General features: G+C 62.7%; 29 protein-coding genes, 1 other RNA gene and 1 pseudogene. 20 read left to right on the top strand and 11 right to left on the bottom strand.

The genetic code is table 11. The features are described 5' to 3' along the window. Window positions 1-101: 101 nt before the first annotated feature. Window positions 102-533 (bottom strand): MarR family winged helix-turn-helix transcriptional regulator, encoded by a 432-nt coding sequence (locus O7A60_RS02850; RefSeq protein WP_337104933.1) that lies wholly within the window; start codon window positions 531-533, stop codon window positions 102-104. 166 nt (window positions 534-699) lie between these two features. Here O7A60_RS02850 and O7A60_RS02845 point away from each other — a divergent pair, with 166 nt between their 5' ends. Then, complete coding sequence (locus O7A60_RS02845; protein ID WP_337104932.1) at window positions 700-2,502, top strand: chloride channel protein; 1,803 nt, start codon at window positions 700-702, stop codon at window positions 2,500-2,502. A 1-nt stretch (window position 2,503) separates the two neighbouring features. Here the strand turns inward: O7A60_RS02845 and O7A60_RS02840 are convergent, their stop codons facing one another. The 4 genes from O7A60_RS02840 to O7A60_RS02825 all read right to left on the bottom strand — a co-directional run bounded on the left by O7A60_RS02840 (window position 2,504) and on the right by O7A60_RS02825 (window position 4,307). Continuing rightward, window positions 2,504-2,728, bottom strand: a complete 225-nt coding sequence (locus O7A60_RS02840) for a ribbon-helix-helix domain-containing protein (protein ID WP_337104931.1) — start codon at window positions 2,726-2,728, stop codon at window positions 2,504-2,506. Beyond that, window positions 2,725-2,922 (bottom strand): DUF4169 family protein, encoded by a 198-nt coding sequence (locus tag O7A60_RS02835; protein WP_337104930.1) that lies wholly within the window; start codon window positions 2,920-2,922, stop codon window positions 2,725-2,727. The genes O7A60_RS02840 and O7A60_RS02835 overlap by 4 nt, the downstream gene beginning before the upstream one ends. An 11-nt stretch (window positions 2,923-2,933) precedes the next feature. Continuing rightward, complete coding sequence (locus tag O7A60_RS02830) at window positions 2,934-3,470, bottom strand: SspB family protein (RefSeq protein ID WP_337104929.1); 537 nt, start codon at window positions 3,468-3,470, stop codon at window positions 2,934-2,936. Between the two features lie 147 nt (window positions 3,471-3,617). After that, window positions 3,618-4,307, bottom strand: coding sequence for a TetR/AcrR family transcriptional regulator (locus tag O7A60_RS02825; RefSeq protein WP_140715886.1), 690 nt, complete (start codon window positions 4,305-4,307; stop codon window positions 3,618-3,620). A 185-nt stretch (window positions 4,308-4,492) separates the two neighbouring features. Here O7A60_RS02825 and O7A60_RS02820 point away from each other — a divergent pair, with 185 nt between their 5' ends. Further along, the gene (locus tag O7A60_RS02820; RefSeq protein WP_337104928.1) at window positions 4,493-5,698 is read left to right on the top strand and encodes a multidrug effflux MFS transporter; all 1,206 of its coding nucleotides are present in this window, start codon (window positions 4,493-4,495) and stop codon (window positions 5,696-5,698) included. 140 nt (window positions 5,699-5,838) lie between these two features. Here the strand turns inward: O7A60_RS02820 and O7A60_RS02815 are convergent, their stop codons facing one another. Continuing rightward, a complete protein-coding gene (locus tag O7A60_RS02815) occupies window positions 5,839-6,276 on the bottom strand; it encodes a VOC family protein (RefSeq protein WP_337104927.1) in 438 nt (145 codons plus the stop codon). A gap of 329 nt (window positions 6,277-6,605) precedes the next feature. Further along, window positions 6,606-6,966: a transfer-messenger RNA gene (gene ssrA / locus O7A60_RS02810) on the bottom strand. Between the two features lie 167 nt (window positions 6,967-7,133). Here ssrA and O7A60_RS02805 point away from each other — a divergent pair. From O7A60_RS02805 to O7A60_RS02770, 8 genes are all read left to right on the top strand, one after another. After that, window positions 7,134-7,445, top strand: coding sequence for a DUF2853 family protein (locus O7A60_RS02805; protein ID WP_149902293.1), 312 nt, complete (start codon window positions 7,134-7,136; stop codon window positions 7,443-7,445). Window positions 7,446-7,617: 172 nt separating this feature from the next. Beyond that, the gene (locus tag O7A60_RS02800) at window positions 7,618-8,412 is read left to right on the top strand and encodes a thymidylate synthase (protein ID WP_337104926.1); all 795 of its coding nucleotides are present in this window, start codon (window positions 7,618-7,620) and stop codon (window positions 8,410-8,412) included. Beyond that, window positions 8,409-8,828 (top strand): hypothetical protein, encoded by a 420-nt coding sequence (locus tag O7A60_RS02795; RefSeq protein WP_337104925.1) that lies wholly within the window; start codon window positions 8,409-8,411, stop codon window positions 8,826-8,828. Before O7A60_RS02800 ends, O7A60_RS02795 begins: the two co-directional genes overlap by 4 nt. Continuing rightward, window positions 8,807-9,202 carry a hypothetical protein gene (locus O7A60_RS02790; RefSeq protein WP_337104924.1) on the top strand — a complete coding sequence of 132 codons (396 nt, stop codon included), beginning with the start codon at window positions 8,807-8,809 and terminating at the stop codon, window positions 9,200-9,202. Before O7A60_RS02795 ends, O7A60_RS02790 begins: the two co-directional genes overlap by 22 nt. A 473-nt stretch (window positions 9,203-9,675) precedes the next feature. Next, window positions 9,676-10,470 (top strand): molybdate ABC transporter substrate-binding protein, encoded by a 795-nt coding sequence (gene modA, locus O7A60_RS02785; RefSeq protein WP_337104923.1) that lies wholly within the window; start codon window positions 9,676-9,678, stop codon window positions 10,468-10,470. A gap of 26 nt (window positions 10,471-10,496) precedes the next feature. Next, window positions 10,497-11,201 carry a molybdate ABC transporter permease subunit gene (gene modB / locus O7A60_RS02780; protein WP_337104922.1) on the top strand — a complete coding sequence of 235 codons (705 nt, stop codon included), beginning with the start codon at window positions 10,497-10,499 and terminating at the stop codon, window positions 11,199-11,201. Next, window positions 11,198-12,310: a molybdenum ABC transporter ATP-binding protein gene (gene modC, locus O7A60_RS02775; protein ID WP_337104921.1), complete on the top strand. Its 1,113-nt coding sequence runs from the start codon at window positions 11,198-11,200 to the stop codon at window positions 12,308-12,310. Before modB ends, modC begins: the two co-directional genes overlap by 4 nt. 74 nt (window positions 12,311-12,384) lie before the next feature. Then, entirely contained in the window at window positions 12,385-12,726 is a 342-nt protein-coding gene (locus tag O7A60_RS02770) for a winged helix-turn-helix domain-containing protein (protein WP_127279684.1), read from the top strand. 107 nt (window positions 12,727-12,833) lie between these two features. Here the strand turns inward: O7A60_RS02770 and cobF are convergent, their stop codons facing one another. Continuing rightward, a complete protein-coding gene (gene cobF / locus O7A60_RS02765) occupies window positions 12,834-13,595 on the bottom strand; it encodes a precorrin-6A synthase (deacetylating) (RefSeq protein ID WP_337104920.1) in 762 nt (253 codons plus the stop codon). A 197-nt stretch (window positions 13,596-13,792) separates the two neighbouring features. Here cobF and O7A60_RS02760 point away from each other — a divergent pair, with 197 nt between their 5' ends. The 5 genes and pseudogenes from O7A60_RS02760 to O7A60_RS02740 all read left to right on the top strand — a co-directional run bounded on the left by O7A60_RS02760 (window position 13,793) and on the right by O7A60_RS02740 (window position 17,764). Beyond that, window positions 13,793-14,806, top strand: a complete 1,014-nt coding sequence (locus O7A60_RS02760) for a DUF4424 domain-containing protein (RefSeq protein ID WP_337104919.1) — start codon at window positions 13,793-13,795, stop codon at window positions 14,804-14,806. Beyond that, on the top strand, window positions 14,806-15,324 hold the full coding sequence (locus tag O7A60_RS02755) for a dihydrofolate reductase (protein ID WP_337104918.1): 519 nt from the start codon (window positions 14,806-14,808) through the stop codon (window positions 15,322-15,324). The genes O7A60_RS02760 and O7A60_RS02755 overlap by 1 nt, the downstream gene beginning before the upstream one ends. A gap of 166 nt (window positions 15,325-15,490) precedes the next feature. Beyond that, window positions 15,491-16,606, top strand: a complete 1,116-nt coding sequence (gene hflK / locus O7A60_RS02750; protein ID WP_337104917.1) for an FtsH protease activity modulator HflK — start codon at window positions 15,491-15,493, stop codon at window positions 16,604-16,606. 2 nt (window positions 16,607-16,608) lie between these two features. Continuing rightward, entirely contained in the window at window positions 16,609-17,577 is a 969-nt protein-coding gene (gene hflC, locus O7A60_RS02745; protein ID WP_337105194.1) for a protease modulator HflC, read from the top strand. Between the two features lie 6 nt (window positions 17,578-17,583). Beyond that, window positions 17,584-17,764, top strand: a pseudogene (locus tag O7A60_RS02740) (DUF2065 domain-containing protein). A gap of 30 nt (window positions 17,765-17,794) precedes the next feature. Here O7A60_RS02740 and O7A60_RS02735 read toward each other — a convergent pair. Then, complete coding sequence (locus O7A60_RS02735; protein ID WP_281405555.1) at window positions 17,795-17,920, bottom strand: hypothetical protein; 126 nt, start codon at window positions 17,918-17,920, stop codon at window positions 17,795-17,797. Between O7A60_RS02735 and O7A60_RS02730 the strand changes: the two genes are divergently transcribed. Genes O7A60_RS02730 through O7A60_RS02720 form a run of 3 tightly spaced genes read left to right on the top strand, consistent with a single transcriptional unit; the run spans window position 17,910 to window position 20,162 of the window. Then, the gene (locus O7A60_RS02730; RefSeq protein WP_337104916.1) at window positions 17,910-19,427 is read left to right on the top strand and encodes a DegQ family serine endoprotease; all 1,518 of its coding nucleotides are present in this window, start codon (window positions 17,910-17,912) and stop codon (window positions 19,425-19,427) included. The two genes, O7A60_RS02735 and O7A60_RS02730, sit on opposite strands and share 11 nt — an antisense overlap. A gap of 52 nt (window positions 19,428-19,479) precedes the next feature. After that, window positions 19,480-19,905, top strand: a complete 426-nt coding sequence (locus tag O7A60_RS02725; RefSeq protein WP_337104915.1) for a putative toxin-antitoxin system toxin component, PIN family — start codon at window positions 19,480-19,482, stop codon at window positions 19,903-19,905. Further along, window positions 19,902-20,162: a toxin-antitoxin system HicB family antitoxin gene (locus tag O7A60_RS02720; RefSeq protein WP_337104914.1), complete on the top strand. Its 261-nt coding sequence runs from the start codon at window positions 19,902-19,904 to the stop codon at window positions 20,160-20,162. Before O7A60_RS02725 ends, O7A60_RS02720 begins: the two co-directional genes overlap by 4 nt. Here O7A60_RS02720 and O7A60_RS02715 read toward each other — a convergent pair whose 3' ends face one another. Further along, on the bottom strand, window positions 20,163-20,726 hold the full coding sequence (locus O7A60_RS02715; RefSeq protein WP_337104913.1) for a GNAT family N-acetyltransferase: 564 nt from the start codon (window positions 20,724-20,726) through the stop codon (window positions 20,163-20,165). After that, window positions 20,723-21,610 (bottom strand): phosphoserine phosphatase SerB, encoded by an 888-nt coding sequence (gene serB, locus O7A60_RS02710; protein WP_337104912.1) that lies wholly within the window; start codon window positions 21,608-21,610, stop codon window positions 20,723-20,725. Before serB ends, O7A60_RS02715 begins: the two co-directional genes overlap by 4 nt. Between serB and miaA the strand changes: the two genes are divergently transcribed. Both miaA and O7A60_RS02700 read left to right on the top strand, forming a co-directional pair. Next, window positions 21,600-22,589, top strand: coding sequence for a tRNA (adenosine(37)-N6)-dimethylallyltransferase MiaA (gene miaA, locus O7A60_RS02705; RefSeq protein WP_337105193.1), 990 nt, complete (start codon window positions 21,600-21,602; stop codon window positions 22,587-22,589). The two genes, serB and miaA, sit on opposite strands and share 11 nt — an antisense overlap. Window positions 22,590-22,694: 105 nt before the next feature. Next, a complete protein-coding gene (locus tag O7A60_RS02700) occupies window positions 22,695-23,489 on the top strand; it encodes a GGDEF domain-containing protein (RefSeq protein ID WP_027141716.1) in 795 nt (264 codons plus the stop codon). The last annotated feature ends 158 nt before the right edge of the window (window positions 23,490-23,647 follow it).

Raw genomic sequence — 23,647 nt, 5'->3', positions numbered from 1 at the left:
ATCGGCTCCTTGGCTCTCACCTGTCCAAGACGCCGCGGCCAGGCCAAAGGATTCGCATTCGAAAAAAATAGCTCGGTATCGGCCCGCACGGACGCCGGGCGTCAGTCTTGGCCCCCATCGAGCAGGCGCCGCAGCATGGGTTCTATGCGCGAGAGCTCGTCGAGATGCGCGGCAGACAACTCGGCCAGGCAATCGTCGGCGCGCTCGGTCAGCCGCAGCAGTACGCGGCGATGATCGTCCTTGTCCTGATCTCGTGCGACCAGTCCTGCCTCGCCGAGGCGGTTGACCAGTTCGACGGCACTGTGGTGGCGGATGCGCAGGCGTTCCGCCAGGTCGCCCACCGTCACCGGCCCGCCGCCCGGATATCCCTTGATCGCCAGCAGCGCCTGGTGCTGGCGCGGGGTCAGGCCGGCCTCCTCGGCCTGCACCTGGCTGAATTCGAGGAAGCGGCGGATCAGGTAGCGGAATTCGGACAGCCGCTCGTAGTCGGATTGCCTGATGGCGGGGCGTGGTGTCTTGGGTGGCTGCGTCATATCGGAGATGTCTTCGTTTTCCGGTGAAAGCTCAAACGAAATTTCGGGCGGAATGAGCTTGAACAGATATATCGTGTTACGATACATATCCGACCGATAACCGGCTGGCCACTTCGACCGTGCCGCAAAAAATCAGACACGGCCGCCGCCGGGAAGCAAAGCCACCATGAAGACCCACAACACTAATCCCGGTCATCTCAGAGATTTCACCACGGATGCCAGAGTGCTGCTCGTCGCCGCGATAGCGGTGGTGGTGGCGACCGCCGGGCTGTTTGCCGGCATCGTGCTTCTGAAGCTGATCCGGCTGGCCACCAACCTCGCCTATTTCGGTCAGTTCTCGCTTGCCGAGCTGAAGCTGCAGGATACGCCGCTCGGGCTTGCCGCCGTCATCGTTCCGGTCATCGGCGCGCTGATCATCGGCCTGATGGCGCGCTATGGCAGCGAGAAGATCCGCGGTCACGGCATTCCCGAGGCGATCGAGGCGATCCTGCTCGGGCGCTCCAGACTGGATGCGAAGGTGGCTATCCTGAAGCCGCTGTCGTCGGCGATCTCGATCGGCTCCGGCGGGCCGTTCGGCGCCGAGGGGCCGATCATCATGACCGGCGGCGCCATCGGCTCGCTGATCGCGCAGATGCTGCCGGTCTCAGACAATGAGCGCAAGACGCTGCTGGTCGCGGGAGCGGCGGCCGGCATGACCACCGTGTTCGGCACACCGATCGCGGCCATCATGCTGGCGGTGGAACTGCTTTTGTTCGAATGGACGCCGCGCAGCTTCATTCCCGTGGCGGTGGCGGCCATCGTGGCGGAGGTGGAGCGCACGATCCTGCATATGCCGGGGCCGATCTTTCCGTTCCAGGGCAGCATGGCGGTTTCCCTCGTCGGCCTTGGCGGCTGGGTGCTGGTCGGCATCTGCGCCGGTCTGTTGTCCGGACTGCTGACGCAGATGGTCTATGCGTGCGAGGACGGCTTCCAGAAGCTGCCCATCCACTGGATGTGGTGGCCGATGCTCGGCGGCCTGGTGGTCGGCATAGGCGGATTGATCGACCCACGGGCGCTCGGCGTGGGGTATGACAACATCGCCGACATGCTGGACGGCCGCACGATCGCGACCGCGGCGCTCCTGCTGCTGGTGGTTAAGGCCGTGATCTGGTCGGTGGCGCTCGGCTCGGGAACCTCGGGCGGCGTGCTGGCGCCGCTGTTGATCATGGGTGGCGCAATGGGCGCGGTGCTTGCCGGGATCCTGCCGGCGGCGGACCCGGGCTTCTGGGCGCTGTTGGCCATGGCCGCCACCATGGGCGGCACAATGCGCGCGCCGCTGACAGCCACTTTCTTCGCCGTCGAGCTGACCGGCAACACGCATGTGCTGGTGCCGCTGATCGCGGCCTGTGCGGCGGCGCATGCCGTCACCGTGCTCCTGATGAAGCGTTCGATCCTGACCGAGAAGATCGCCAGGCGAGGGCACCACCTCGTGCGCGAATATCGCGTCGATCCATTCGCGCTCACCAGGGTGCGTGAGGTGATGACATCGGAAGTCGAGAGCGTGCCGGCGACGATGACGCTGCATGGCGCGGCCGCCTTCCTGACCGCGCCGGAAACCCGGCATCCGAGTTTTCCCGTGGTCGATGAAAACAGGCAGGTGCTCGGGCTCATCGATCCGCCGGCGATCCTGCGCTGGCGCCGCGCCGGCAAGCACCGGACGACGACGCTGGAGGAGTTGTTGGCCGGAAGCAAGGTGACGCTGGCCTATCCCGACGAATATCTGGAAGGTCTTTCGGACAAACTGTTGACGGCCAATGTCTCGCATCTGCCGGTCGTGGCGCGTGAGGACGGAAGGCTGGTCGGCTATGTCGGCTGGAAGGATCTGATGCGCGTGCGCTCTCGCAAGCAGGCCGAGGAGCGTGAGCGCTCGACCTTGCTCGGCTTCGGTACCAGACGCAGGAAAAAGGCAGACGTGGCTGACAGTGCCTAGTTCAGGCGTTCGTCCCGTGCTTCGCCCACTCCAGGACATAGAGCCTCAGCGCCGAGGACAGGTTGGCATCGCGCGGCCGGGTCGCGTCAATTTCGGCGACAAGGGCGGCGAGTGTCAGCTTTCTCGCCGCCGCGATGGCGAGGAGGTCGTCATAGAACGGTTTTTCGAGGGAATAGCTGGTGCGATGGCCGCGAATGGTCACCGAGCGCTTTTCGACGGCGCTCATTGACCGTCGGATTGGCTGGGCTTCTCGCGGCGATGGTCGGCAACGAACCTTTCGCTCTTGTCGGCGATCAGGCGGTCGCGTTGCTTTTCGGCCTTGGTGCGGCCGTGCAAGGCGCAATTCTGGCTGGCCATTTGTTCCTTGTCGGCCCGCGCCTTCTGTTTGCGGAGCTGACGAAGGTTGACGATATCGGCCATGGACCGCGAGCCTATTTTTTGCGGAAGGCGTCGAGTGAGACCACTTCTGCGCCCTTGGTGCCGGCATCGGCGGCCGCGGGCTTCTTCTCCGCTTCGGCGGCGGCCTTCTTCTCGGCCTTCGGCTTCTTCTCGGAGACGATGGTCAGCGGCTCGGGGGCCGGTGCTGCCGGTTCCTCTTCGGGCTGCGCGTCGGTCTTGACGTCGAATTCGAGTTCGAAATTGACCGAGGGATCGTAGAACCCACGGACGGCCGAGAACGGGATCTCGAGTTTCTCCGGCACGTCGGAGAAAGAGAGACCGACCTCGAAGCCGGTGTCGGTCACCTTCAGGTCCCAATACTGGAACTGGATGACGATGGTCATCTGCTCGGGATAGCGCTCGCGCAGGCGCGACGACACGCGCACGCCGGGCGCGCCGGTCAGGAAGGTGATGAAGAAATGATGATTGCCGGGGAGGCCGGTGCGCGCGACCTCGGCCAGGACCTTGCGCATGACGCCGCGCAACGCCTCCTGGGCCAGTATGTCGTAGCGGATGTGGTCGTCGGCCATGAGTTGGGTCGGGTTCCGTTGAATCGTCCGCATAGCTGTAATCAAGCTTGGGCGCGGCGTAAACCTGATATAGACCGCCGCCGCGCCGAAGCGAAGACTATTGCCAACGATTTGATCGGCAAGGCGGCTTCGCCGCAACCGCAAATGTTATGCGTTAGCCAGCGCAGTGTGCTTTTTCGCGCCGGCCGGGGAAGGGCGCTTGCCGAAAGCGCGCAGGAAGGTGCGCACGCCGTTCGTTGCCGATTGCACCACCTCGTCCTCGCGCGGCGTGCCGCCAAGCATGAAGGTGGTCTGCAATTCGGCATTGACGAGGCCGAGGAACTGGCGTGCCGCGACGTCGGGATCGTCGATCGTGAGGTGGCCGCCATAGGCGAGGCGGGCGAAACGGGCGGCGATTGCCGGCCATGTCCGGCCCGGGCCCTGTTTACGCCACTCGGCAAAGAGCTCGGGATAGCGCTCGCCTTCGGTCTGGATAAGCTTGCGCAGGAATTTTCCGTCGCGGTTGCAGATGCAATTCTGGTTCAGGCGCACGGCAAAACCGATCAGGTCCGCTTCGATATCCCCAGGCTGATCGGGGAAGGTGGCAATGGTGGCGAAGATGCCGGCGTTGCAGCGCTCGGTCAGGTCGCGCACGACGGCGATGAACAGCTTTTCCTTGTCGCCATGGTGGTTGTAGACGGTCTGGCGTGACACGCCCGCCTCAATCGCGATCAGGTCGATGTTGGCACCGGCGAAGCCTTCTCGGCAGAACACTCCGGCGGCGGCGTCGACGATCGACAGGCGCTTGGCCTCGTGGCCGCGTGGCGGGAAAGTGTCAGGAGAAACGCCCGGTCTCATGAAAATCTATATAGAGGTGATTGACGATTTAGACAAGGCTGTCTAAATTTGTGGACACGACATAAGGGGATTTCACTCCAGAGGGACGAATAAATTCTCTCCAGGAGTCGGAATCCCACGGGATGGAACGTCCTGGGGTAGACGTCGCCTGGCGGCGATAACCAGATTCGAAAGAAGCCAATATCATGAGTCCCAAATTCCTCCGCATCGCGGTCGTACTCGGCCTGTTGTCCGCCATCGGCCCGTTCGCCATCGACATGTATCTGCCCGCACTGCCGTCGATCGGCACAGATCTGCATGCCGGCACCGCCGCCGTGCAGATGAGCCTTTTGATCTTCTTCCTATCGATGGGCTTCGGCCAGATCGTCGTTGGGCCGATCTCCGACATGGTCGGCCGCAAGCTGCCGCTCTATGGCGGCCTGGGGCTGTTCATGGTCGGCGGCATCGGCTCGGCAATGGCGCCGACCATCGAGTGGCTGATCGCCTTCCGCTTCCTGCAAGGTCTTGGGGCCAGCGCCGGCATGGCCATTCCGCGCGCCATCGTGCGCGACCTGCACACCGGCAATGAGGCCGCCAAGCTGATGTCGCTGCTGATGCTGGTGTTTTCGGTGTCGCCGATCCTGGCGCCGCTGACCGGCAGCCAGATCATCGAGAATTTCGGCTGGCGCGCCGTATTCTGGACGGTGACCGGCGCGGCCGTGCTCGCCACCATTCTCCTGGCCACCTCGCTGAAAGAGACGCGGCCGGCGGAAGAACGGGTCGGTTCCTCCTTCGGAACCGCGCTTGCCGGCTACCGCTTCCTGATGGGCGACCGTAATTTCCTCGGCCTGGTGGCGATCGCCGGCTTCGGCATTGCGAGCTTCTTCGTCTACCTGTCGAGCTCGTCCTTCATCCTGATCGACCATTATGGGCTGTCGCCTTCGGTCTATAGCGTGTTCTTCTCGATCAATGCGGTTGCCTTCATCGGCATGTCGCAACTGACCGGCCTGCTTTCCGAACGGTTCGGGCTGAAGCGCGTGGTGTGGGTGGCGGTGACCGGCTACGCCACGACGATGGTTGTGCTGTTCGCCATCATGGCGACGGGCGTCGACCGGCTCGATGTGATGGCGGCCCTGCTGTTCGTCGGCTACGGCTTCCTCGGCCTGGTTATCCCGACCACATCGGTGCTGGCGATGGAAGAGCATGGCGAGATTGCTGGCACGGCGTCGGCACTGATGGGCACGCTGCACTTTGCCATCGGCGCGCTTGCCATGGGCGTTGCCGGCGTGTTCTTCGACGGCACGCCGTTTCCGATGGTCGCCGGCATCACGCTCTGCGCGGTGATATCGTTCGCGCTGGCGAAGGTCACGCTTGGCCGCTCGCGGGAAGCCGTCGAAGCGCCGGCGGAATAGGCAACCCTCGATGAATGAGGAAAGGCCGGGTCGATCCCGGCCTTTTTTGTGCCGGAGGCATAGCGGACCACACAAACTGCAGTCGTTTATCCCGGCGCAAAACCGGCGTTTGGCCCGGGTCCACGACTGCTCTCTGGCGCTCAGCTGAGTTCCTGGGCGAGTCCGATGAGAAGCCCTTCGGGCCCACGGATGTAGCAGAGCCGATACACATCCTTATACCGGACCACTTCACCCACGAGCTGCGCGCCGCTCGTGCGGAGCCGTTCAAGCGTATCGTCGATGTCGTCCACGGTGAACATGACGCGGAGGTAGCCCAGGGCGTTGACCGGGGCATTCCGGTGATCCGCGACGACAGGCGGCGTGAGGAAGCGGGAGAGCTCCAGCCGGCTGTGGCCGTCCGGCGTGCGCATCATGGCAATCTCGACATGCTGATCGCCCAGTCCGGTGACACGCCCGGCCCATTCTCCTTCGATCGTGGCCCGCCCTTCGAGCTCGAGGCCGAGTTCGCGAAAGAAATCGATCGTCACTCCGAGGTCTTCGACGACGATTCCTACATTGTCCATCCGCTTGAGCGCCATGTTTCCGATCTCCAAGATGTCGGTTCAATCCACAATATTTCGCCGGGTTCCAACAACGCGCATGAAAGGCCGGGCCGGTGGTCCGGCCGCTTTATGCTCGCGATGTCAGCGACAATCCAGCCGCGTCGAGGAGGAAGCGCACGCGCTCCTCGACTGGCGCCAGCGGCAAGGCCACCAATTCGTAGCCAAGTTCGGCACAAACGCCGGCCACTGATTGGCAAGTGCGCTCGGCCTCGTCGAGCGTTTGCCTGCGCTCTTCGTCCTGGGTGAAGAGGCGCGAAGTTTCGTCGGCACGAGCCGTTGTGCGTGACGGAAATTGGAGGGGGAGAAGTGGAGGTTTCTGTTGCCAGGTACCTCCGAACCCCGCCTAAAAGTGCGAACCCCTAGGGCTTGATTTGAAGCTATCGCACTGCATTAAGCAGCGAGACGTGCTTCCGCATAGTTGTCGTTGGCAACTATAAGTTTAGCCCGATAACGGTGGTACAATGCCGGGCAAAAGTACGATCTTTACACCTTCGTCGATCCTATTTCGCCCCCAGCAAAAACCGCTCTATCGTCGACAGCGGCTTTTGGTGGAGGCGCCGGGTACCGCCCCCGGGTCCGAACGGCTTATTTCATCGCCCATTTATCGCCATAGTCGGTCAAGCCGACAAAACGAATATAGGGGGCGTTGCGTGGAAATGAAAGGCCGCAATGGTGGTTTGTCCCTGTGTCAAATCGCGACGCCGAGGGTTGACTTGGGCGCGGTCTCAACCGAAGCTTTGCGAGCGGTGAGGAGTTACCGACCTAGCGCACAAGTTGCCAAGCGCCACAGCCCTCATCGATCGGATCCGTGGCGCCGACGAGGGGGAATTTTGATGGCCGACTATCTTGCGGATGTGAAGAAGTATGACGCCGCGGCAAACGCCGATGCGGTCGAAAAGATCGTCAAGCATCTGGGCATTGCGCTGAGGAACCGCGACTCCTCCCTGGTGTCCTGCACGGACCCGAAAGAATTGGCGCGGGTCAAGGAGAGTTGGGTGGCCAAGAAGCTCGGCGTCAGCGACGGGGCGAAAGCCGACGCTGCGATCGAAAAGACCTGCAAGGCGATGCACGCCGACAACACCAAGAACCGTGTGACCTTTTACTATCTGGTGGCCAAGGATCTGGGCAAGCTCGGCTCCCTCTAGGACCTTTTTTGGTCACTCCCTTCTGGCGGCCGGCTGGCGATTTTCCGCGTTTCCGGTTCGCCAGAGCGAGCGCTGAGACAGTTTCTCCCCTGGATTGGGAAACTTCAGACAAGCGTGGCGTCAGCGCCCACATGCGCTATGATCGGCAAATCTCGAATCGAGCCCGGAACCGATGCGCCAGTATCTCGACCTCTTGCAGCACGTGCTGGACAACGGCGCCGATCGCGGCGACCGTACCGGCACCGGCACGCGCTCCGTCTTCGGCTACCAGATGCGCTTCGATCTGGCGCGCGGCTTTCCGGTCACCACCACCAAGAAGCTGCACCTGAAGTCGATCATCCATGAACTGCTGTGGTTCCTGGCCGGCGACACCAACATCAAATACCTGACGGACCATGGCGTTTCGATCTGGGACGAATGGGCCGACGAGAATGGCGACCTTGGTCCGGTCTACGGCAAGCAGTGGCGGTCCTGGCCTGACGGCCACGGCGGTTCGATCGACCAGATTGCCAATCTTCTCAAGGAGATCCGCCGCAATCCTCAATCGCGGCGACTGATCGTCTCGGCCTGGAATCCCGCCGAGGTGGAAGCCATGGCGTTGCCGCCTTGCCACTGCCTGTTCCAGTTCTACGTGTCCGAGGGCCGGCTTTCCTGCCAGCTCTACCAGCGCTCCGCCGACATCTTCCTCGGCGTGCCGTTCAACATCGCGTCCTATGCGCTGCTGACGCTGATGGTGGCGCAGGTGACGGGGCTGAAGCCAGGCGATTTCGTCCACACGCTCGGCGACGCGCATCTCTACTCCAACCATTTCGAGCAGGCGCGCGAACAGTTGCAGCGCACGCCGCGGGCGCTGCCGACGATGTGGATCAATCCGGAGGTGAAGGACCTGTTCGCCTTCCGCTTCGAGGATTTCCGGCTGGAAAACTATATCGCCGATGCCTCGATCAAGGCGCCGATAGCGGTATGACACTCGAAAGGAGCGTGCTGCAGGCCATAGCCAACGCGAAGCTGTACGACGCAGAATTTTTGTTTCAGAATGAGCGCTATTCGAATGCGTACTATCTCTTTGGTTACGCTGCAGAAATTGCGATCAAGTCAAGAATTTCGAGGCTTTTTCGATCAGATGCCATTCCTGACAAAAAATTCGTTCAAGACATTTACAGCCATGACCTCAACAGGCTCATAGCGTTGGCGGGTCTTTCTGCAGACCTTACAGAAAGCCGGACGGCATCGCCTGTGTTCGATGGCCATTGGTCAGCGGTCTCAGATTGGAATGAAGCTTCGCGTTACGATATGATAGATGTGTTTGAGGCGACGGCTATGCGGAACGCTATGGTCGATGAAGAACAGGGAATATTCAGATGGCTTCAGGAGCGTTGGTAAGGACCGACATTGATGCCGGCATCAACTTAATTCGCGCACTTGATGACAAGGGATTCGGAGTCGCGGCCGCGCTTTGGTTGTACAACGGGGACGTCGACAATTGGCGCATGATCATCGCCTATCGCGGCCCCAGAAAGGATCTTGAGAAAAAATATCTCGATGCGGCAACCATCGCCGCCGACTGGCGTAAGGCACGTCCGCAAGAACCCATTCTAGATCTTAGCAAGGTCAAGATCACATCGGCTGACGACCGGCTGATCGCCGGCCTAGGTATCGCCATGCGGGTTGATGGACTGGGTGAGGTGCGATTTTCTCATAACACCATCAATGGCATCTATGTCGAAGATGCTTTGATTCATAGACTTGCTGCCTGACAAACTTCGATAGGGGCTGAGATCTTCTATCCACCTCGAAGTCCGCGCCTGCTGCGGCGCGATCGGCTTGGAAAAGGCGCGGTCAGGCTTGAGATCGAGCAGCGGCGTGCCCTCAACGCTATCCATGTCGGACACCGGCGTCGATCCCTCGACGTCAGCGAGCGCAACGTAAATGCACCGCAAGGTTCCGTCGTTGTCCGAGCTCTGCTTGACGAGGTCGCGTCTGGCAGATGCAGCCAATAGAGCGCCTCCAGCCGCTCGAATTCTTCACGTCTTCCAGAGCCTGCCGCCCCGTTTCGATCCGACGGCCACGGCAATCCCTCATGACCTAGCGCGGCGTGACTAGGCGGGAGGCCCAAGGCGCGCCAAGACGGTGCTTTCCAGCAGTGCAGGCCTTCCCTTGTTATATCCATGCGGATATATCGGTTGGCAGGCTTGAGCGGACCGGATTTCAAACCCAGGGAGAGTTTTCGATGACGCGCAAAGGTTTCGGGTTGAGGACGATCGCCATTGGCGGTTTTGCAGCGGCGTTGATGGCGGCAATGCCGGCAGCGCACGCGGAAGACAAGGTCGTGGTGTTCGCGGCGGCCAGCCTCAAGGACGCGCTCGACGCGGTGAACAAGGCCTGCGAAGCCGATGTCGGCGAGGCCGCGACCGTCTCCTATGCCGCGAGTTCGGCGCTGGCCAAGCAGATCGAGGGCGGGGCACCGGCCGATGTCTTCATCTCGGCCGATCTCGATTGGATGAAATATCTCTCCGACAAAAAGCTGACCAAGCCCAATACGGAAGTGAAGTTGCTCGGCAACAAGATCGTGCTGGTGGCGCCGAAGGATTCGACTGTCGAAGCCGAGATCGAGAAGGGCTTCGATCTCGCCAAGCTCGTCGGCGACGGCAAACTCGCCATGGGCGACTTCAAGGCCGTGCCGGCCGGCAAATACGGCAAGGCGGCACTCGAATCGCTCGGCGTCTGGTCCTCGGTCGAGGGCAAGGTGGCGCAGGCCGAGAATGTCCGTGCGGCCCTGAAGCTGGTTTCGACCGGCGAAGCGGCCCTCGGTATCGTCTATGCCACCGACGCGCACGCCGAAAAGGGCGTCAAGGTGGTCGGCACCTTCCCAGAGGATTCACACCCGCCGATCATCTATCCGGTTGCCCAGACCGCCGATTCGAAGGACAAGGATACACCGGCCTTCCTGAAGTGCCTGCAATCCGCCAAGGCCGGCGCACTCTTCAGGGAACAGGGTTTTACCGTGCTCACGCCGAGCAACTGAGTTCGAAAAGGCCCCGATACCGCAATATGACCTGGCTGCTGGACCTCACTCCCGACGAATGGAATGCGGTCCGGCTGTCCATCAAGGTGGCGACGGCTGCGATGCTGGCCAGTCTGCCGCCGGGCATAGCGATCGCGCTGCTGCTTGCCCGGGGGAAATTCTGGGGCAAGACACTGCTCAACGGGCTGGTGCATCTGCCGTTGATCCTGCCCCCCGTGGTGACCGGTTATCTCTTGCTTTTGACTTTCGGCAGGCGCGGCCCGGCCGGTGCATTCCTCGCCGAACATTTCGGCATCGTCTTCTCGTTTCGCTGGACGGGTGCCGCCCTTGCCTGCGGCGTCATGGGCTTTCCCCTGATGGTGCGCGCGATTCGGCTGTCGATCGAGGCGGTGGACCGTAACATGGAGGCGGCCGCGGGCACGCTCGGCGCCAACCCTCTGTGGGTGTTCGGCACCATCACGCTGCCGCTGATCCTGCCCGGGCTGATCGCCGGCGCCATTCTGTCCTTCGCCAAGGCGATGGGCGAGTTCGGCGCCACGATCACTTTTGTCTCCAACATCCCCAACGAGACGCAGACGCTGCCGACGGCAATCTACACCTTTACCCAGGTGCCGGGCGGCGACGAAGGGGCGCTGCGGCTGACGCTGATTTCCATCATCATTTCGATGGCGGCACTGGTCGCCTCGGAAGTGCTGGCGCGGCGCGTCGGCCGGCGGATGGACATCGAATGAGCGTCCTTGTCGACATCGGACATCGGCTTGGCGATTTCGCCATCGATGCCCGCTTCGAGAGCGCCGGACGGCTGACGGCGCTGTTCGGGCCATCCGGTTCGGGCAAGACGACGCTGATCAACATGATTGCCGGGCTGATCCGGCCCGACAAGGGGCGCATCGAGGTCGACGGCCGGGTGCTGGTCGATACCGGTGCCGGCATTTTCGTGCCAAGGCACAAGCGCCGCATCGGCATGGTGTTCCAGGATGCGCGCCTGTTTCCGCATATGAGCGTACTGAGCAATCTGCGCTACGGCCGTTGGTTCACGCCGGCGGCGGAACGCTACGCGGATATGGACAGTGTCGTCGAACTGCTCGGCATCGGCCCGCTGCTGGGGCGACGGCCGGCAAGGCTCTCGGGCGGCGAGAAACAACGCGTGGCGATCGGCAGGGCGCTGCTTGCCAGCCCCAGGCTGCTGCTCATGGACGAGCCGCTGGCCTCGCTCGACGAAGCCCGAAAGGCCGAGATCCTGCCCTATATCGAGCGACTGCGCGACGAAACGAAAATCCCGATCGTCTATGTCAGCCATTCGGTTGGCGAGGTGGCGCGGCTGGCCAGCGATGTGGTGATGCTGGCGCAGGGCAAGGTCATCGCCAGCGGGCCGACCGAGGCAGTCATCCAAAGGCTCGACCTGTTGCCGGCCGAAGAGCGCGGCGAGGGTGGCGCCGTGCTGGATACGAAGGTGCTGCGTCACGACGAGACTTTCGGCATGACCGTGCTCGGTTCGGCCGCCGGCGAGATCCGCGTTCCGCGCCTTGAGATGAAGCCCGGGGCTCCCGTGCGCATCCGCATTCGCGCTCGCGACGTAATGATCGCCACGGAGAAACCGACCGGCCTCAGCGCGCTCAACATCCTGCCGGGCACGATCGTCGCGATCCGCCCAGGCGAGGGGCCGACGGTCGAGATCGGCATCGACTGCGATGGCGCAACCGTGCTGGCTCGCATCACGGAACAGTCGCGGCAGGCGCTGAAGCTGCGGCTTGGCGGCAAGGTCTTCGCGGTGGTCAAGACCGTGAGCTTCGACCGGGCGAACACCGGCGCCGGCTTGCCGCTCGAGGTCGACGGCTGACAGGGGTGGTGATCGCCGCTATATTGTTTTGGAATAACGGTCGCCGAAGCTGAAGCGATCGCGGAGGAGCAAAAATGCCGTCGCTGAGCTTGCGGATAAATCTCGATCCGGACGGACGGATAGGCCCTGGCAAGATCGAGCTTCTGGAGCACATCGCCACGTTCGGTTCGATCTCGGCCGCCGCGCGCGGCATGGAGATGTCCTACAAGCACGCCTGGGATCTGGTCGAGGACATGAACCGGGTGTTTGGTAAGCCGCTGGTTTCGGCGCAGACCGGCGGCCGCAAGGGCGGCGGGGCGCAGCTGACGACGGTCGGCCTGGCGGTGGTCAGCCGCTTTCGCGCCATCGAGCGCGCGGCGTCCGCCGCGGCGGCGACGCATATGGATGCGCTGCAGGCCGAGATTGAAGCGGGGTAGGGAACAGTCAGTAGTCAGTAGTCAGTAGTCAGTAGTCAGTAGTCAGTAGTCAGTAGTCAGTATTCAGTATTCAGTAGTTGGTTGGCCTCACTACTCACTACTCACTACTACTCCTGCTTCCGCAGCAAATACGTGTCCATGATCCAGCCTTTTTCCCGGCGGGCTTCGTCGCGGCGCTTTTCGATTTCGGCGCCGACATCGCCCAGGCGGCCGGAGATGATGATCTCGTCCGGCGTGCCGAGATAGGCGCCCCATTGGATGAAAAGGTTCTGGTCGGCCAGCGTGTTGAAGGCGCATTTGCCGTCGAGCATGACGACGGCGCTGCCGGCATTGTCCGGCATGCCTTCCTCGGTCAGGCGGCGGCCGGTGGTGATCAGCACGGGATCGCCGATGCGGTTCAGCGCCGTTTTGTGGCTGGCGGCCAGCGCCTGGATGGCAGTTATGCCGGGGATGACTTCCAGCTCGAAGGCGACACTGCCCCTCAGGCGCACGCGCTGCAGGATGCGCAGGGCGCTGTCGTAGAGCGAGGGGTCACCCCAGATCAGGAAGGCGCCGCAACCGTCCCCGGCGATCTCGTCGCGGATCAGCCCCTCGTAGATGGCGGCGATCGCCTCATGCCAGTCGTCGACCGTCGAGCGATAGGAAGACGTTGGTTCGGCGCGCACCGGCACGTCGAACTCGACCCGGCGTGAGGTCGGGTTGGTGACGAAGCGGTCGCAGATCCCGCGCCGCAGGTCGGCAAGGTCTGTCTTGTCGGCGCCCTTGTCGGGAATAAACAGGACGTCCGCCCGGTTCAGGCCCGATATGGCCTGAACCGTCATGTGGTCGGGATTGCCGGCGCCGATGCCGATGACGAGAAGCTTGCGCATGCGGCGAACTCCTGCCCGATCGTGACCTGTTAGTCCAGACCGCGTGCGTGTCCAGACCGCATGCATGTCCAGACCGCGTGCGTGTCCAGACCGCATGCGTGTCCGGACCGCATGCGTGAGCACTGACGCGGAAGGGCTTTGAAACGCCGCATTGAAAGGGCTAGGGTCCCGCGGGCATTCTCGCCGAGGGGGCTTTCATGCTGCGATATGTTTTGACCACCGTACTGGCCCTGTCGGCGGCGCCTGCATTGGCCAATGATTCGATTGCCGAGCTTGGCACCGGCGGCCTGATCCTGTCGCGCAACGACGCCGTGGCGATGCAAAGTGAGGATCTTTTCATCTCGCCCGAAAAGGTGACGGTGGATTACGTGTTCCACAACAACACCGACAAGGATGTCGACGCGATCGTGGCCTTCCCGATGCCCGACATTTCGGGCGATCCCGAAGAGATGCCGGCGATCCCTGAAAACCAGAGCGACAACTTCCTCGGCTTCGAGGTGACGATCGACGGCGCGCCGGCAAAGCCGCAACTCGAGCAGAAGGTGCTCGCGCTTGGCATCGACATCAGCGCCGATTTGAAGGCGCAAAACGTGCCCTTCAATCCGTTCGGCGATGCCGCCAAGGCGGCGCTGGCGAAGCTGCCTCAAGCGGTGGCTGACGACTGGGTCAACCGCGGCATCATCATCGAGGATGCGGACGCCGACAGTGGCCAAAAACCCGGCTATTCGCCGTTCTGGCAATTGCGCTCGACCTATTGGTGGCGCTCGGCCTTCCCGGCTAACAAGGACGTTCACGTCTCGCACCGCTACAAGCCGAGCGTCGGCGGCACGTCGTCTGTCAGTTTTTTCAATGAGGGCCAGTTCCAGGGTTCATACGCAGCCTACAAGACCCGCTACTGCATGGACGGCGCATTCGAGAATGCGGTGCGCAAGGCGGCGAAGGACAATGCGGACGGTTATCCCAAATTCTACGAAAGCCGCATCGCCTATATCCTGACCACCGGCGGCAACTGGGCGGCGGGCACCATCGGCAAGTTCAAGCTGACCGTCGACAAGGGCAACCCGAAAGCCCTGGTCTCGTTCTGCGGCGACAACGTCAAAAAGGTCGGGCCGACGAGTTTCGAGATGACGGCGCACGATTTCTATCCCGAGCACGATATCGATATCCTCCTGCTCGAACCGTCGGACAGCAATGGCGGGGACGCAAATTGATGCATGTCGCGATCTACGTCGCCATTGCCGAGAACGGCGTAATCGGGCGGGATGGTGGGTTGCCCTGGCGGCTCTCCACCGACCTCAAGCGCTTCAAGGCCGACACGATGGGCAAGCCCATCATCATGGGCCGCAAGACCTATGAAGGCATCGGCCGGCCGCTGCCGGGCAGGCTGAACATCGTCGTCACCCGCGACAAGGCGTGGCGCGCCGAGGGCGTCGAGGTGGCGCATACGCTGGAAGCCGCGATCCAGCTGGCAACGGTGCGCGGACGCTGCATGACAGGCGTCGACGAGGTCTGCATCATCGGCGGCGGCGAGATCTATGCCCAGGCGCTGCCGCTGGCGGACCGCCTGCACGTCACCCATGTGCTGGCCGCCGTCGACGGCGACGCGTATTTCCCGCCGATCGACCCTGATACATGGCGCGTGGTCAGTTCGCAGGAGGTTCCGTCAGGAGAAAAGGACAGCCATGCGACGCGCTATACAGTTTACGAGCGCCGCCGCGGGATGGTTTGAAGACAAAAACGGCATTTAAGGACGACAAAGGGTCGCTACCGGCCCAAAACGGATGAAGTCGACGGGCATCGCGTTGAAAGCGTGCCGTGGCGTCCCTATAGAAGAACGACACTGGATTTGCGCCGTACCTGCGGCGCTTGAGGGAATTCCAAGCGAAAGGACATTCATGCCCTGGAACGACAAAGGTGGCGGAGGCGGCGGCCCGTGGGGTGGCGGCGGCAACAATCAGGGACCCTGGGGGCAGGGACCCAAGGGGCCGAGCGGCCCGCAGGGGTCGCCTCCCGACCTCGAGGACATCATTCGCCGTGGCCAGGATCGGCTGAGGCGCGCGCTGCCCGGCGGCGGTGGCGCCAGTCCGGCCGTGTTCGGGCTGATCGCCGCGGTGCTGGTCGTTTTGTGGGCCTTCCAGGCGGTCTATACCGTGCAGCCCGACGAGGTCGCGGTCGAACTTCGCTTCGGCAAGCCGAAGGCCGAGCTTTCCCAGCCTGGCCTGCACTTCCATTGGTGGCCGCTTGAAACCGTCGAGACGGCCAAGATTTCAGAGCAGCTCGTCGACATTGGCGGTGGCAACACCAGCGGCAACGGCCTGATGCTCTCGGGCGACCAGAACATCGTCAATGTACAGTTTTCGGTGGCCTACCAGGTCTCCGACCCCCGCGCTTACCTGTTCGACGTTTCCGACCCGGACGGCATGCTGCGGCAGGTTGCCGAGAGCGCCATGCGCGAAGCCGTCGGCCGCCGGCCGGCACAGGACATTTTCCGCGACGACCGCCAGGGCATTGCGGCCTCGGTGCGCGAGATCATCCAGACGACGCTGGACGGCTACAAGGCCGGCCTCAACGTCAACGCCGTCTCCATCGAGGATGCAGCGCCGCCACGCGAGGTGGCAGATGCGTTCGACGAGGTGCAGCGTGCCGAGCAGGACGAGGACAAGTTCGTCGAGCAGGCCAATCAGTATTCCAACCAGAAGCTCGGCCAGGCACGCGGCGAGGCAGCCCAGGTCCGCGAAGACGCGGCCGCCTACAAGAACCGTGTGGTGCAGGAAGCCGAAGGTGAGGCCCAGCGCTTCATCTCGGTCTACGACGAATATGCCAAGGCCCCCGATGTCACGCGCAAACGCCTTTATCTGGAAACCATGGAGAGGGTTCTGAAGGACTCGAGCAAGGTCATCGTCGAGCAGGGCAACGGGCAAGGTGTCCTGCCCTATCTGCCGCTGCCCGCATTGCAACCGAAACCGCCGGCGCCGGCTGCCCCCGCCGCGAGCACGGGAGGTACCCAGTGATGATGGCCAACCGTCTTCCTATCTTCGTCGTCGTAGCGGCGGTCATCCTGTTCCTGATCTATTCCTCGGTCTTCGTGGTCAATGCGCGCCAGCAGGCGCTGGTGCTCCGTTTCGGCGAGATCGTTGACGTTAAGAGCGAGCCAGGCATCTACTTCAAGGCGCCGTTCTCGTTCTTCGACGCCGACACGGTGCAGCTGATCGAGAACAGGGTGCTGCGCTTCGATCTCGACAACATTCGCGTCCAGGTGTCGGGCGGCAAGTTCTATGAGGTCGATGCCTTCATCGCCTACCGCATCTCGGATCCGCGCGTCTTCCGTGCGGCGGTGTCGGGTCAGATCGAACTGGCCGAAGCGCGGCTCAGGACACGTCTCGACGCTGCGTTGCGCCGCGTCTACGGCCTGCGCGATTTCGAGGCCGCGCTCTCCGAAGAGCGTGCCGTGATGATGCGCGAAGTTCGCGATCAGCTCAGGCCCGACGCCACGTCGCTCGGCTTGCAGATCGAGGATGTCCGCATCCGCCGCACCGATCTGACCGCCGAAGTTTCACAGCAGACCTATGACCGCATGAAGGCGGAACGCCTGGCGGAGGCCGCGCGGCTGAGGGCACGCGGCAACGAAGCGGCACAGCGCATTACGGCACGCGCCGATCGTGAAGTGGTCGAGATCGTTGCCGAAGCGCGGAAGGAGTCCGAGATCCTGCGCGGCGAGGGCGAAGCTCAGCGCAGTGCCACCTTCGCGGGAGCCTATCAACGTGATCCGGCCTTCTTCGACTTCTACCGGTCGATGAATGCCTATGGCACCGCGCTGGACAGCACCGGGACCACCATGGTGCTGTCGCCAAGCTCGGAGTTCTTCCGCTACTTCCGCGATCCCGACGGCAAGGAAGGGCCGGCGAAGCCGACATCGCCGGCACCCGCCGCACCGGCGGCGGCACCTGCCGCGCCGACGACACAGCCCAGCACCGGCCAGTAACGGCCGGTGCAGGACTTCTTCGCGGCGATAGGCCTGGTCCTTGTCATAGAGGGCCTGGTCTATGGCGGCTTCCCCCGCTTTGCGAGGAAGCTCGCGGGCGAAGTGCTGTCGATGCCGGAGAATGCATTGCGGGCTGGCCGCCATCGCCATCGGTGTCGGCATCGTCTGGCTGGTGCGGGGCGGGTAAAGGCGTCCGGTTTGCGGAATAACACTCGATTTACACTCCGCCGATAGCCATAGCCGCAAACGTGCCGTATTTCTTGCCATCATGGCGCGACACGGCGTTTTCGTCGAAGCGCTTTTCTCTTTCAGAAATGCCGGGAGGCTTCTCGATGACATCCAACACCCTTTTGCGCGCCGCTCGACGGACGTTGGTCGCCGGTACGGCAGCGCTTGTCCTGGGCACTGCCGCCATCCCGTCCTTCGTGACGCCGACATTCGCCGCCGACGGGCCTGCCTCGGTCGCCGACCTGGCGCAAGGCGTGCTCGGCGCGGTGGTCAACATCTCGACCTCGCAGACGGTGAAGGGCACCGAAGGGCCGGGCGCCGTGCCGATGCCGCAGCTGCCCGAAGGCTCGCCGTTCCAGGACTTCTTCGACGACTTCTTCAAGAACCGCGGTGGCGACAAGGACAATGGGTCCCAGAAGGTGCAATCGCTCGGTTCGGGTTTCGTCATCGACGCCGAGCAAGGCATCGTCGTCACCAACAACCACGTGATCGCCGATGCCGACGACATCGAGGTCAATTTTTCCGATGGCGTGACCTTGAAGGCGACGCTGGTCGGCACCGATACCAAGACCGACGTCGCGGTGCTGAAGGTCGATCCGAAAGGCCACAAGCTGACGGCGGTGAAATTCGGCGATTCCACCAAGATGCGCGTCGGCGACTGGGTGATGGCGGTCGGCAATCCGTTTGGCCTCGGCGGCACCGTCACCGTTGGCATCGTCTCGGCACGCAACCGAGACATCAATTCGGGCCCTTATGACGATTTCATCCAGACCGATGCGGCGATCAACCGCGGCAATTCGGGCGGACCGCTGTTCAACAGCGCCGGCGAGGTCATCGGCATGAACACCGCGATCATTTCGCCCTCCGGCGGCTCGATCGGCATCGGCTTCTCCATTCCCTCGCAGCTCGCCTCGGGCGTCGTCGAGCAGTTGCGCCAATATGGCGAGACGCGGCGCGGCTGGCTCGGCGTGCGCATCCAGCCGGTGACGGACGACATCGCGGAAAGCCTGGGCATGGCGACCGCCAAGGGCGCGCTGGTGGCCGGCGTCATCAAGGGCGGACCAGTCGACAACGGCACCATCCAGGCCGGCGACGTCGTCATCAAGTTCGACGGCAAGGACATCCATGAAATGCGCGACCTGCCGCGCGTCGTGGCCGAAAGCCCAGTGGGCAAGGCCGTCGACGTGCTGATCGTGCGCAAGGGCGTCGAGCAGACGGTGAAGGTGACGCTCGGCCGGCTCGAGGATGGCGAGAAGCTCGCCAGCGGCGAGAATGGCAACACCGACCAGAACAAGGGCGGCGACAAGGCTCCGGCTGTCTCGACCGCCGCAGTGCTTGGCATGACGGTCGGCGAACTCAATGACGAGACGCGCAAGAAGTTCAGCATCGCCGGAGATGTCTCCGGCGTCGTCATCACCGACGTGGCAAAGGACTCCGCCGCCGCCGAACGCGGTATCCAGCCGGGCGAAGTGATCACCGAAATCGCGCAGGAATCGGTCGCCACGCCCAAGGACGTCATGGACAGGATCGGCGCGCTGAAGGAGCAGGGGCGCAAGAACGCGCTGCTGATGCTGGCTTCGAAGACCGGTGAGCTCAGGTTCGTGACGATCCGGATGGATTGACGTCCGGCAGGTCTCGTGTTGAAACATCCCATGGGATGTATTATTTTGAGTTGTGAAGCGGATTGTCCTGGACACAAACGTTCTGACGGCAGGCGTGCGAAGCAGGAATGGTGCTTCGTTCGCCGTCCTCCGGTTGGTTGCTGATCGGCGGCTTTGTCCGTTGGTGACGACGGCACTGTTTCTTGAATACGAAACGGTTCTATCTCGTCCCGAACAATGCGCGATTCATGGATTGTCCGCTGCCGACCTGGACCGCCTGCTGGCTGGCTTTGCCGCGTTGGCAGAACCAGTAGAGTTGCATTTCCTCTGGCGCCCGCAACTGAATGATCCGAAGGATGAAATGGTGCTCGAGGCTGCAATAAATGGCCGTGCGGATGCCTTAGTCACCCATAATCGCCGGGATTTTGTGGCTGCGGCAGGTCGTTTTGACGTCCCAGTTATCAGTCCTGCCGAACTGCTGGAAGGATTTCGAATATGAGCAAGGCAACCTATCCTTTGAAGCTTCCACAGTCGGTCAAGGAAGCAGCCGCGCGCTTGGCAAAGGCCGACGGTGTATCGCTCAATCAGTGGATCGCTTCTGCCGTGGCGCAGAAGGTCGGAGCAATGGAAACGGCGACCGATTTCCTGCGTCGCAGGGCAGGTGGTGCATCGGGCGACGACTTCGCAAAAATGCTCGACCGCGTCGCCGCCGCATCGCCACAACCTGGCGACGAACTCCCTTCGGACAGGCATTGATCAGCCGCGGTTCGCCTGCCAGTCTTGGCGAGACAGCCGGTAGAACACATTCCGCTTGAGCGCGGGATGGCTGTCGGGAATGCTGGGATGATCGAAATCGGCGGAGGGATCGGCTGTCATGCCGAGACGTTCCATGACGGCAGTCGAGCGGCGGTTGTCGGCGACGGCGAAGGAAACGATTTCGTCGAGGGCCAATGTCTCGAAACCGTAGGCCAGCCATGCCTCGGCGGCCTCGGTGACATAGCCCTTGCCCCAAAATTCGGGCGCCAGCCGCCAACCGATCTCGATCATGCTGGCCGGCAGGAACGGCAGGTGATCGGTTCCGGTTATGCCGACAAAGCCGATGCATTCGCCCGTGGCAGGGATCTCAGCGGCGGCGAAGCCAATGCCGTCGCGATCGATGGCGGCGCGGAACTCATTCATCTTGGCGTCGGCGGCGGCACGGTCGCGGCGAAACGGGAAGAACTCCATCACGCGTTCATCGGAATTGATGCGATGGAACAGTTGGCGGTCGCGATCCTCCCAATTGCGCAGGATCAGTCGTTTGGTACGGATTGGTTTCATTGCACGAATTCTTCCCGCCGGTAGCCCTGCAGATAGAGCAGCGCGGTTAGGTCGGCATGGTCGATCCGGACTTTTGCCTGCGCCGCGACGCTGGGCTTGGCATGGAGCGCGACACCGGTGCCGGCCAGGCGGATCATGTCGAGATCGTTGGCGCCGTCGCCAACGGCGATGGCATCGGCCGGCGTCAAGCCAAGGCGCGCACAGATTTCGAGCAGCGCCTCGGCCTTGGCGGCGCGGCCGAGGATCGGCTCGCCGACCAGCCCGGTGAAGCGTCCATCCTGGTCGAGCAGGCTGTTGGCGCGGTTTTCCTGAAAGCCAAGCATCGCAGCGATGCGCGTGGTGAAGACCTCGAAACCGCCCGAGACGAGTGCCGTCCAGGCGCCGTTGGCGCGCATGGTCTGGACCAGCGCGCGGCCGCCCGAGGCCAGCGTCAGCCGATTGGCGACGATATGCTCGACCACGGCGGCATCGAGACCCTTGAGCAGTGCCACGCGCTCGCGCAGCGCCGGCTCGAAGGCGATCTCGCCATTCATCGACCGCGCGGTGATGGCCGCCACGTGATCCTTGACGCCGATCTCGTCGGCCAGTTCGTCAATGCACTCCTGGTCGATCATGGTCGAATCCATATCGGCGATAAGGATTTTCTTGCGGCGTGTTTCAGCCTGCTGGACGATCACATCGATGGGCTCAACGGCCAATGCGGCACGAAGCCCTGCAGTCGTTTCATCAGCCTGCGCCGCTGGCGGCAGGGCAAGATCACAGGCAATGCCTTCGGCCAGCCAGACGACAGCGCTTGCGCCCACCGACCGTGAGGCCATATTCGCAAGCGACGGCGACAGAGCGCGGTCAGCGGGATGGGAAACAAGCGTGGCAATGAGCGGCATCGAGGATTCCGGCGCGGATGCGGGCGAAGGCCGCGTGAAGAACGCGATCCTGATAGCTGGGCCGACCGCCAGCGGCAAGTCGGCGCTGGCGCTCGAACTGGCCGAACGCACAGGTGGCGTCATCGTCAACACCGATTCCATGCAGGTCTATTCGGTTCTCGACGTCCTGACCGCCCGGCCGGAGGCGGCCGAGCTCGCAAGAGCGCCGCATTTTCTCTATGGGCATGTCCATCCCGGCTCCGCCTACTCGACCGGCGCCTGGCTGCGCGACGTGATGAAACTGATCGACGACGGCACGTTCTCCGAACGGCCTGACGGAACCCTCTCGCGGCGGCCAATCTTTGTCGGCGGCACCGGCCTTTATTTTCGCGCGCTGACCGAGGGTATTTCGGAAATGCCCGACATTCCGCAGCGGATCCGCGATCGCTGGCGCTATGAGTTGAAAGAGCAAGGCGCGGTCAAGCTGCACGCCCTGTTGTTGCGTGAGGATTCGAGAGCCGCCATGCAGCTGAAGCCAACCGACAGCCAGCGCATCGTGCGGGCGCTCGAGGTGCTCGACGCGTCCGGCCGATCGATCCTGGAATGGCAGGCCGAGCGCGGCCGGCCGCTGATCGACAGGCAGAGCGCGCATTTCCTGGTCATCGAGCCGGATCGGGCGGCGTTGGTCGACCGCATCGAAAGACGTTTCGACCGGATGCTGGACAAGGGCGCGCTGGAGGAAGTCAAGCAGCTTGCGGCCCTTCATCTGGATCCGGACCTGCCGGCGATGAAGGCGATCGGGGTTCGCGAACTGCAGGCTGCAATGGCAGGGCAATCGAGCTTTCCCGAGGCGATCGAGCGCGCCAAAATCGCGACAAGGCAATATGCCAAGCGGCAGGGGACCTGGTTTCGCCATCAGCTGGGGCCGGAATGGCAGAGACTGCGCCCCGGTGACGATTGCGAAACCACGATCCAAACACTTGTTGCTAATGCAACTTAAAAAGCTGACCTTGAGGGCAAGGTTCCCGCTGAAGTTGCCGGAATTAACGCTCCGTAAGGCGGTCGGTGCCATAAGGTCGGCGGGCACTTTTCCATCGGGGAGCAGATGCGTTTCCATAAGGCGGAATCCGCTTTTTTCGTCTTTATTTTCGTGATCCTCGCTGCTGGCCTGGTGACGCTGCACGCCTATGGGCTCTTGCAATCCTTCGCCACCGAGCTCCATACGCCTTCGGGCCTGGACAAGGTCATCTACCTCAACAAGCTGTTGTTCGCGACGGGCGTTCTGCTCGCGACCGCGCTGTTTTTCGGCATCTTCTTCATCTACCCGCTGATCCGCAAACAGGCGACGGAAGAAGGCAAGCTGCGCGCCATGACGGTTTCGCTCAGTGCCCGCTCGGAGACGTTCGAGCATGCCGCCCTGACGGACGGTCTGACGGGCATGCAGAATCGCCGCTATTTCGACGACGCGCTGAAGGAATATCTCGAGGAGTTCCGGCGCATCGAAAAGCCGGTCGGGCTGATGATCCTCGATCTCGACCATTTCAAGCAGGTCAACGATACCCACGGCCACGACGTCGGCGACGAGGTGCTCAAGGCTGTCGCCAGATGCCTCAAGGACATGACACGTTTCCACGATGTGGTGGCGCGCCTGGGCGGTGAGGAATTCGCCGTTGTCACGCCCAACATGGAGGCGGACCTCCTGGCCAAATTCGCCGAGCGCATCCGCAAGGCGATCGCCAACATGTCGATCCTCTCCGGCAACAATGTCCGGCTCAAGATCACGACCAGCGTCGGCCTCGCCGTCTGGGACCGCAAGGAAACCGCCGAGGAATTCTACCGCCGCGCCGACCGCCAGCTCTACGAAGCCAAGAGGCAAGGCCGTAATCGCGTCTGCGCCTAAAATCCCGTCACTAAATTCGTGATGCTGGCCGTTTGATGCCGACCTCTGCGCTTCCGTTGCTCACGGACCAAGAGTCCGCTCCGCTACGGTTCTCGAAGTCGACACCAATCGACTCAGCCTGACGAATTTCCTGACGGGATTTACCCAAGCTATCCAAC

The sequence above is a fragment of the Mesorhizobium salmacidum (SeqCode) genome, from assembly GCF_037179605.1.
Taxonomy (GTDB): Bacteria; Pseudomonadota; Alphaproteobacteria; order Rhizobiales; family Rhizobiaceae; genus Mesorhizobium; species Mesorhizobium salmacidum.
This window is presented reverse-complemented; position numbering and strand designations above follow the sequence as displayed.

Bases quoted from the DNA above. Each gene is read 5' to 3' on its own strand.
- O7A60_RS02850 (WP_337104933.1), bottom strand. From the start codon at position 533: ATGACGCAGCCACCCAAGACACCACGCCCCGCCATCAGGCAATCCGAC.
- O7A60_RS02845 (WP_337104932.1), top strand. From the start codon at position 700: ATGAAGACCCACAACACTAATCCCGGTCATCTCAGAGATTTCACCACG.
- O7A60_RS02840 (WP_337104931.1), bottom strand. From the start codon at position 2,728: ATGAGCGCCGTCGAAAAGCGCTCGGTGACCATTCGCGGCCATCGCACC.
- O7A60_RS02835 (WP_337104930.1), bottom strand. From the start codon at position 2,922: ATGGCCGATATCGTCAACCTTCGTCAGCTCCGCAAACAGAAGGCGCGG.
- O7A60_RS02830 (WP_337104929.1), bottom strand. From the start codon at position 3,470: ATGGCCGACGACCACATCCGCTACGACATACTGGCCCAGGAGGCGTTG.
- O7A60_RS02825 (WP_140715886.1), bottom strand. From the start codon at position 4,307: ATGAGACCGGGCGTTTCTCCTGACACTTTCCCGCCACGCGGCCACGAG.
- O7A60_RS02820 (WP_337104928.1), top strand. From the start codon at position 4,493: ATGAGTCCCAAATTCCTCCGCATCGCGGTCGTACTCGGCCTGTTGTCC.
- O7A60_RS02815 (WP_337104927.1), bottom strand. From the start codon at position 6,276: ATGGCGCTCAAGCGGATGGACAATGTAGGAATCGTCGTCGAAGACCTC.
- O7A60_RS02805 (WP_149902293.1), top strand. From the start codon at position 7,134: ATGGCCGACTATCTTGCGGATGTGAAGAAGTATGACGCCGCGGCAAAC.
- O7A60_RS02800 (WP_337104926.1), top strand. From the start codon at position 7,618: ATGCGCCAGTATCTCGACCTCTTGCAGCACGTGCTGGACAACGGCGCC.
- O7A60_RS02795 (WP_337104925.1), top strand. From the start codon at position 8,409: ATGACACTCGAAAGGAGCGTGCTGCAGGCCATAGCCAACGCGAAGCTG.
- O7A60_RS02790 (WP_337104924.1), top strand. From the start codon at position 8,807: ATGGCTTCAGGAGCGTTGGTAAGGACCGACATTGATGCCGGCATCAAC.
- modA (WP_337104923.1), top strand. From the start codon at position 9,676: ATGACGCGCAAAGGTTTCGGGTTGAGGACGATCGCCATTGGCGGTTTT.
- modB (WP_337104922.1), top strand. From the start codon at position 10,497: ATGACCTGGCTGCTGGACCTCACTCCCGACGAATGGAATGCGGTCCGG.
- modC (WP_337104921.1), top strand. From the start codon at position 11,198: ATGAGCGTCCTTGTCGACATCGGACATCGGCTTGGCGATTTCGCCATC.
- O7A60_RS02770 (WP_127279684.1), top strand. From the start codon at position 12,385: ATGCCGTCGCTGAGCTTGCGGATAAATCTCGATCCGGACGGACGGATA.
- cobF (WP_337104920.1), bottom strand. From the start codon at position 13,595: ATGCGCAAGCTTCTCGTCATCGGCATCGGCGCCGGCAATCCCGACCAC.
- O7A60_RS02760 (WP_337104919.1), top strand. From the start codon at position 13,793: ATGCTGCGATATGTTTTGACCACCGTACTGGCCCTGTCGGCGGCGCCT.
- O7A60_RS02755 (WP_337104918.1), top strand. From the start codon at position 14,806: ATGCATGTCGCGATCTACGTCGCCATTGCCGAGAACGGCGTAATCGGG.
- hflK (WP_337104917.1), top strand. From the start codon at position 15,491: ATGCCCTGGAACGACAAAGGTGGCGGAGGCGGCGGCCCGTGGGGTGGC.
- hflC (WP_337105194.1), top strand. From the start codon at position 16,609: ATGGCCAACCGTCTTCCTATCTTCGTCGTCGTAGCGGCGGTCATCCTG.
- O7A60_RS02730 (WP_337104916.1), top strand. From the start codon at position 17,910: ATGACATCCAACACCCTTTTGCGCGCCGCTCGACGGACGTTGGTCGCC.
- O7A60_RS02720 (WP_337104914.1), top strand. From the start codon at position 19,902: ATGAGCAAGGCAACCTATCCTTTGAAGCTTCCACAGTCGGTCAAGGAA.
- O7A60_RS02715 (WP_337104913.1), bottom strand. From the start codon at position 20,726: ATGAAACCAATCCGTACCAAACGACTGATCCTGCGCAATTGGGAGGAT.
- miaA (WP_337105193.1), top strand. From the start codon at position 21,600: ATGAGCGGCATCGAGGATTCCGGCGCGGATGCGGGCGAAGGCCGCGTG.
- serB (WP_337104912.1), bottom strand. From the start codon at position 21,610: ATGCCGCTCATTGCCACGCTTGTTTCCCATCCCGCTGACCGCGCTCTG.
- O7A60_RS02700 (WP_027141716.1), top strand. From the start codon at position 22,695: ATGCGTTTCCATAAGGCGGAATCCGCTTTTTTCGTCTTTATTTTCGTG.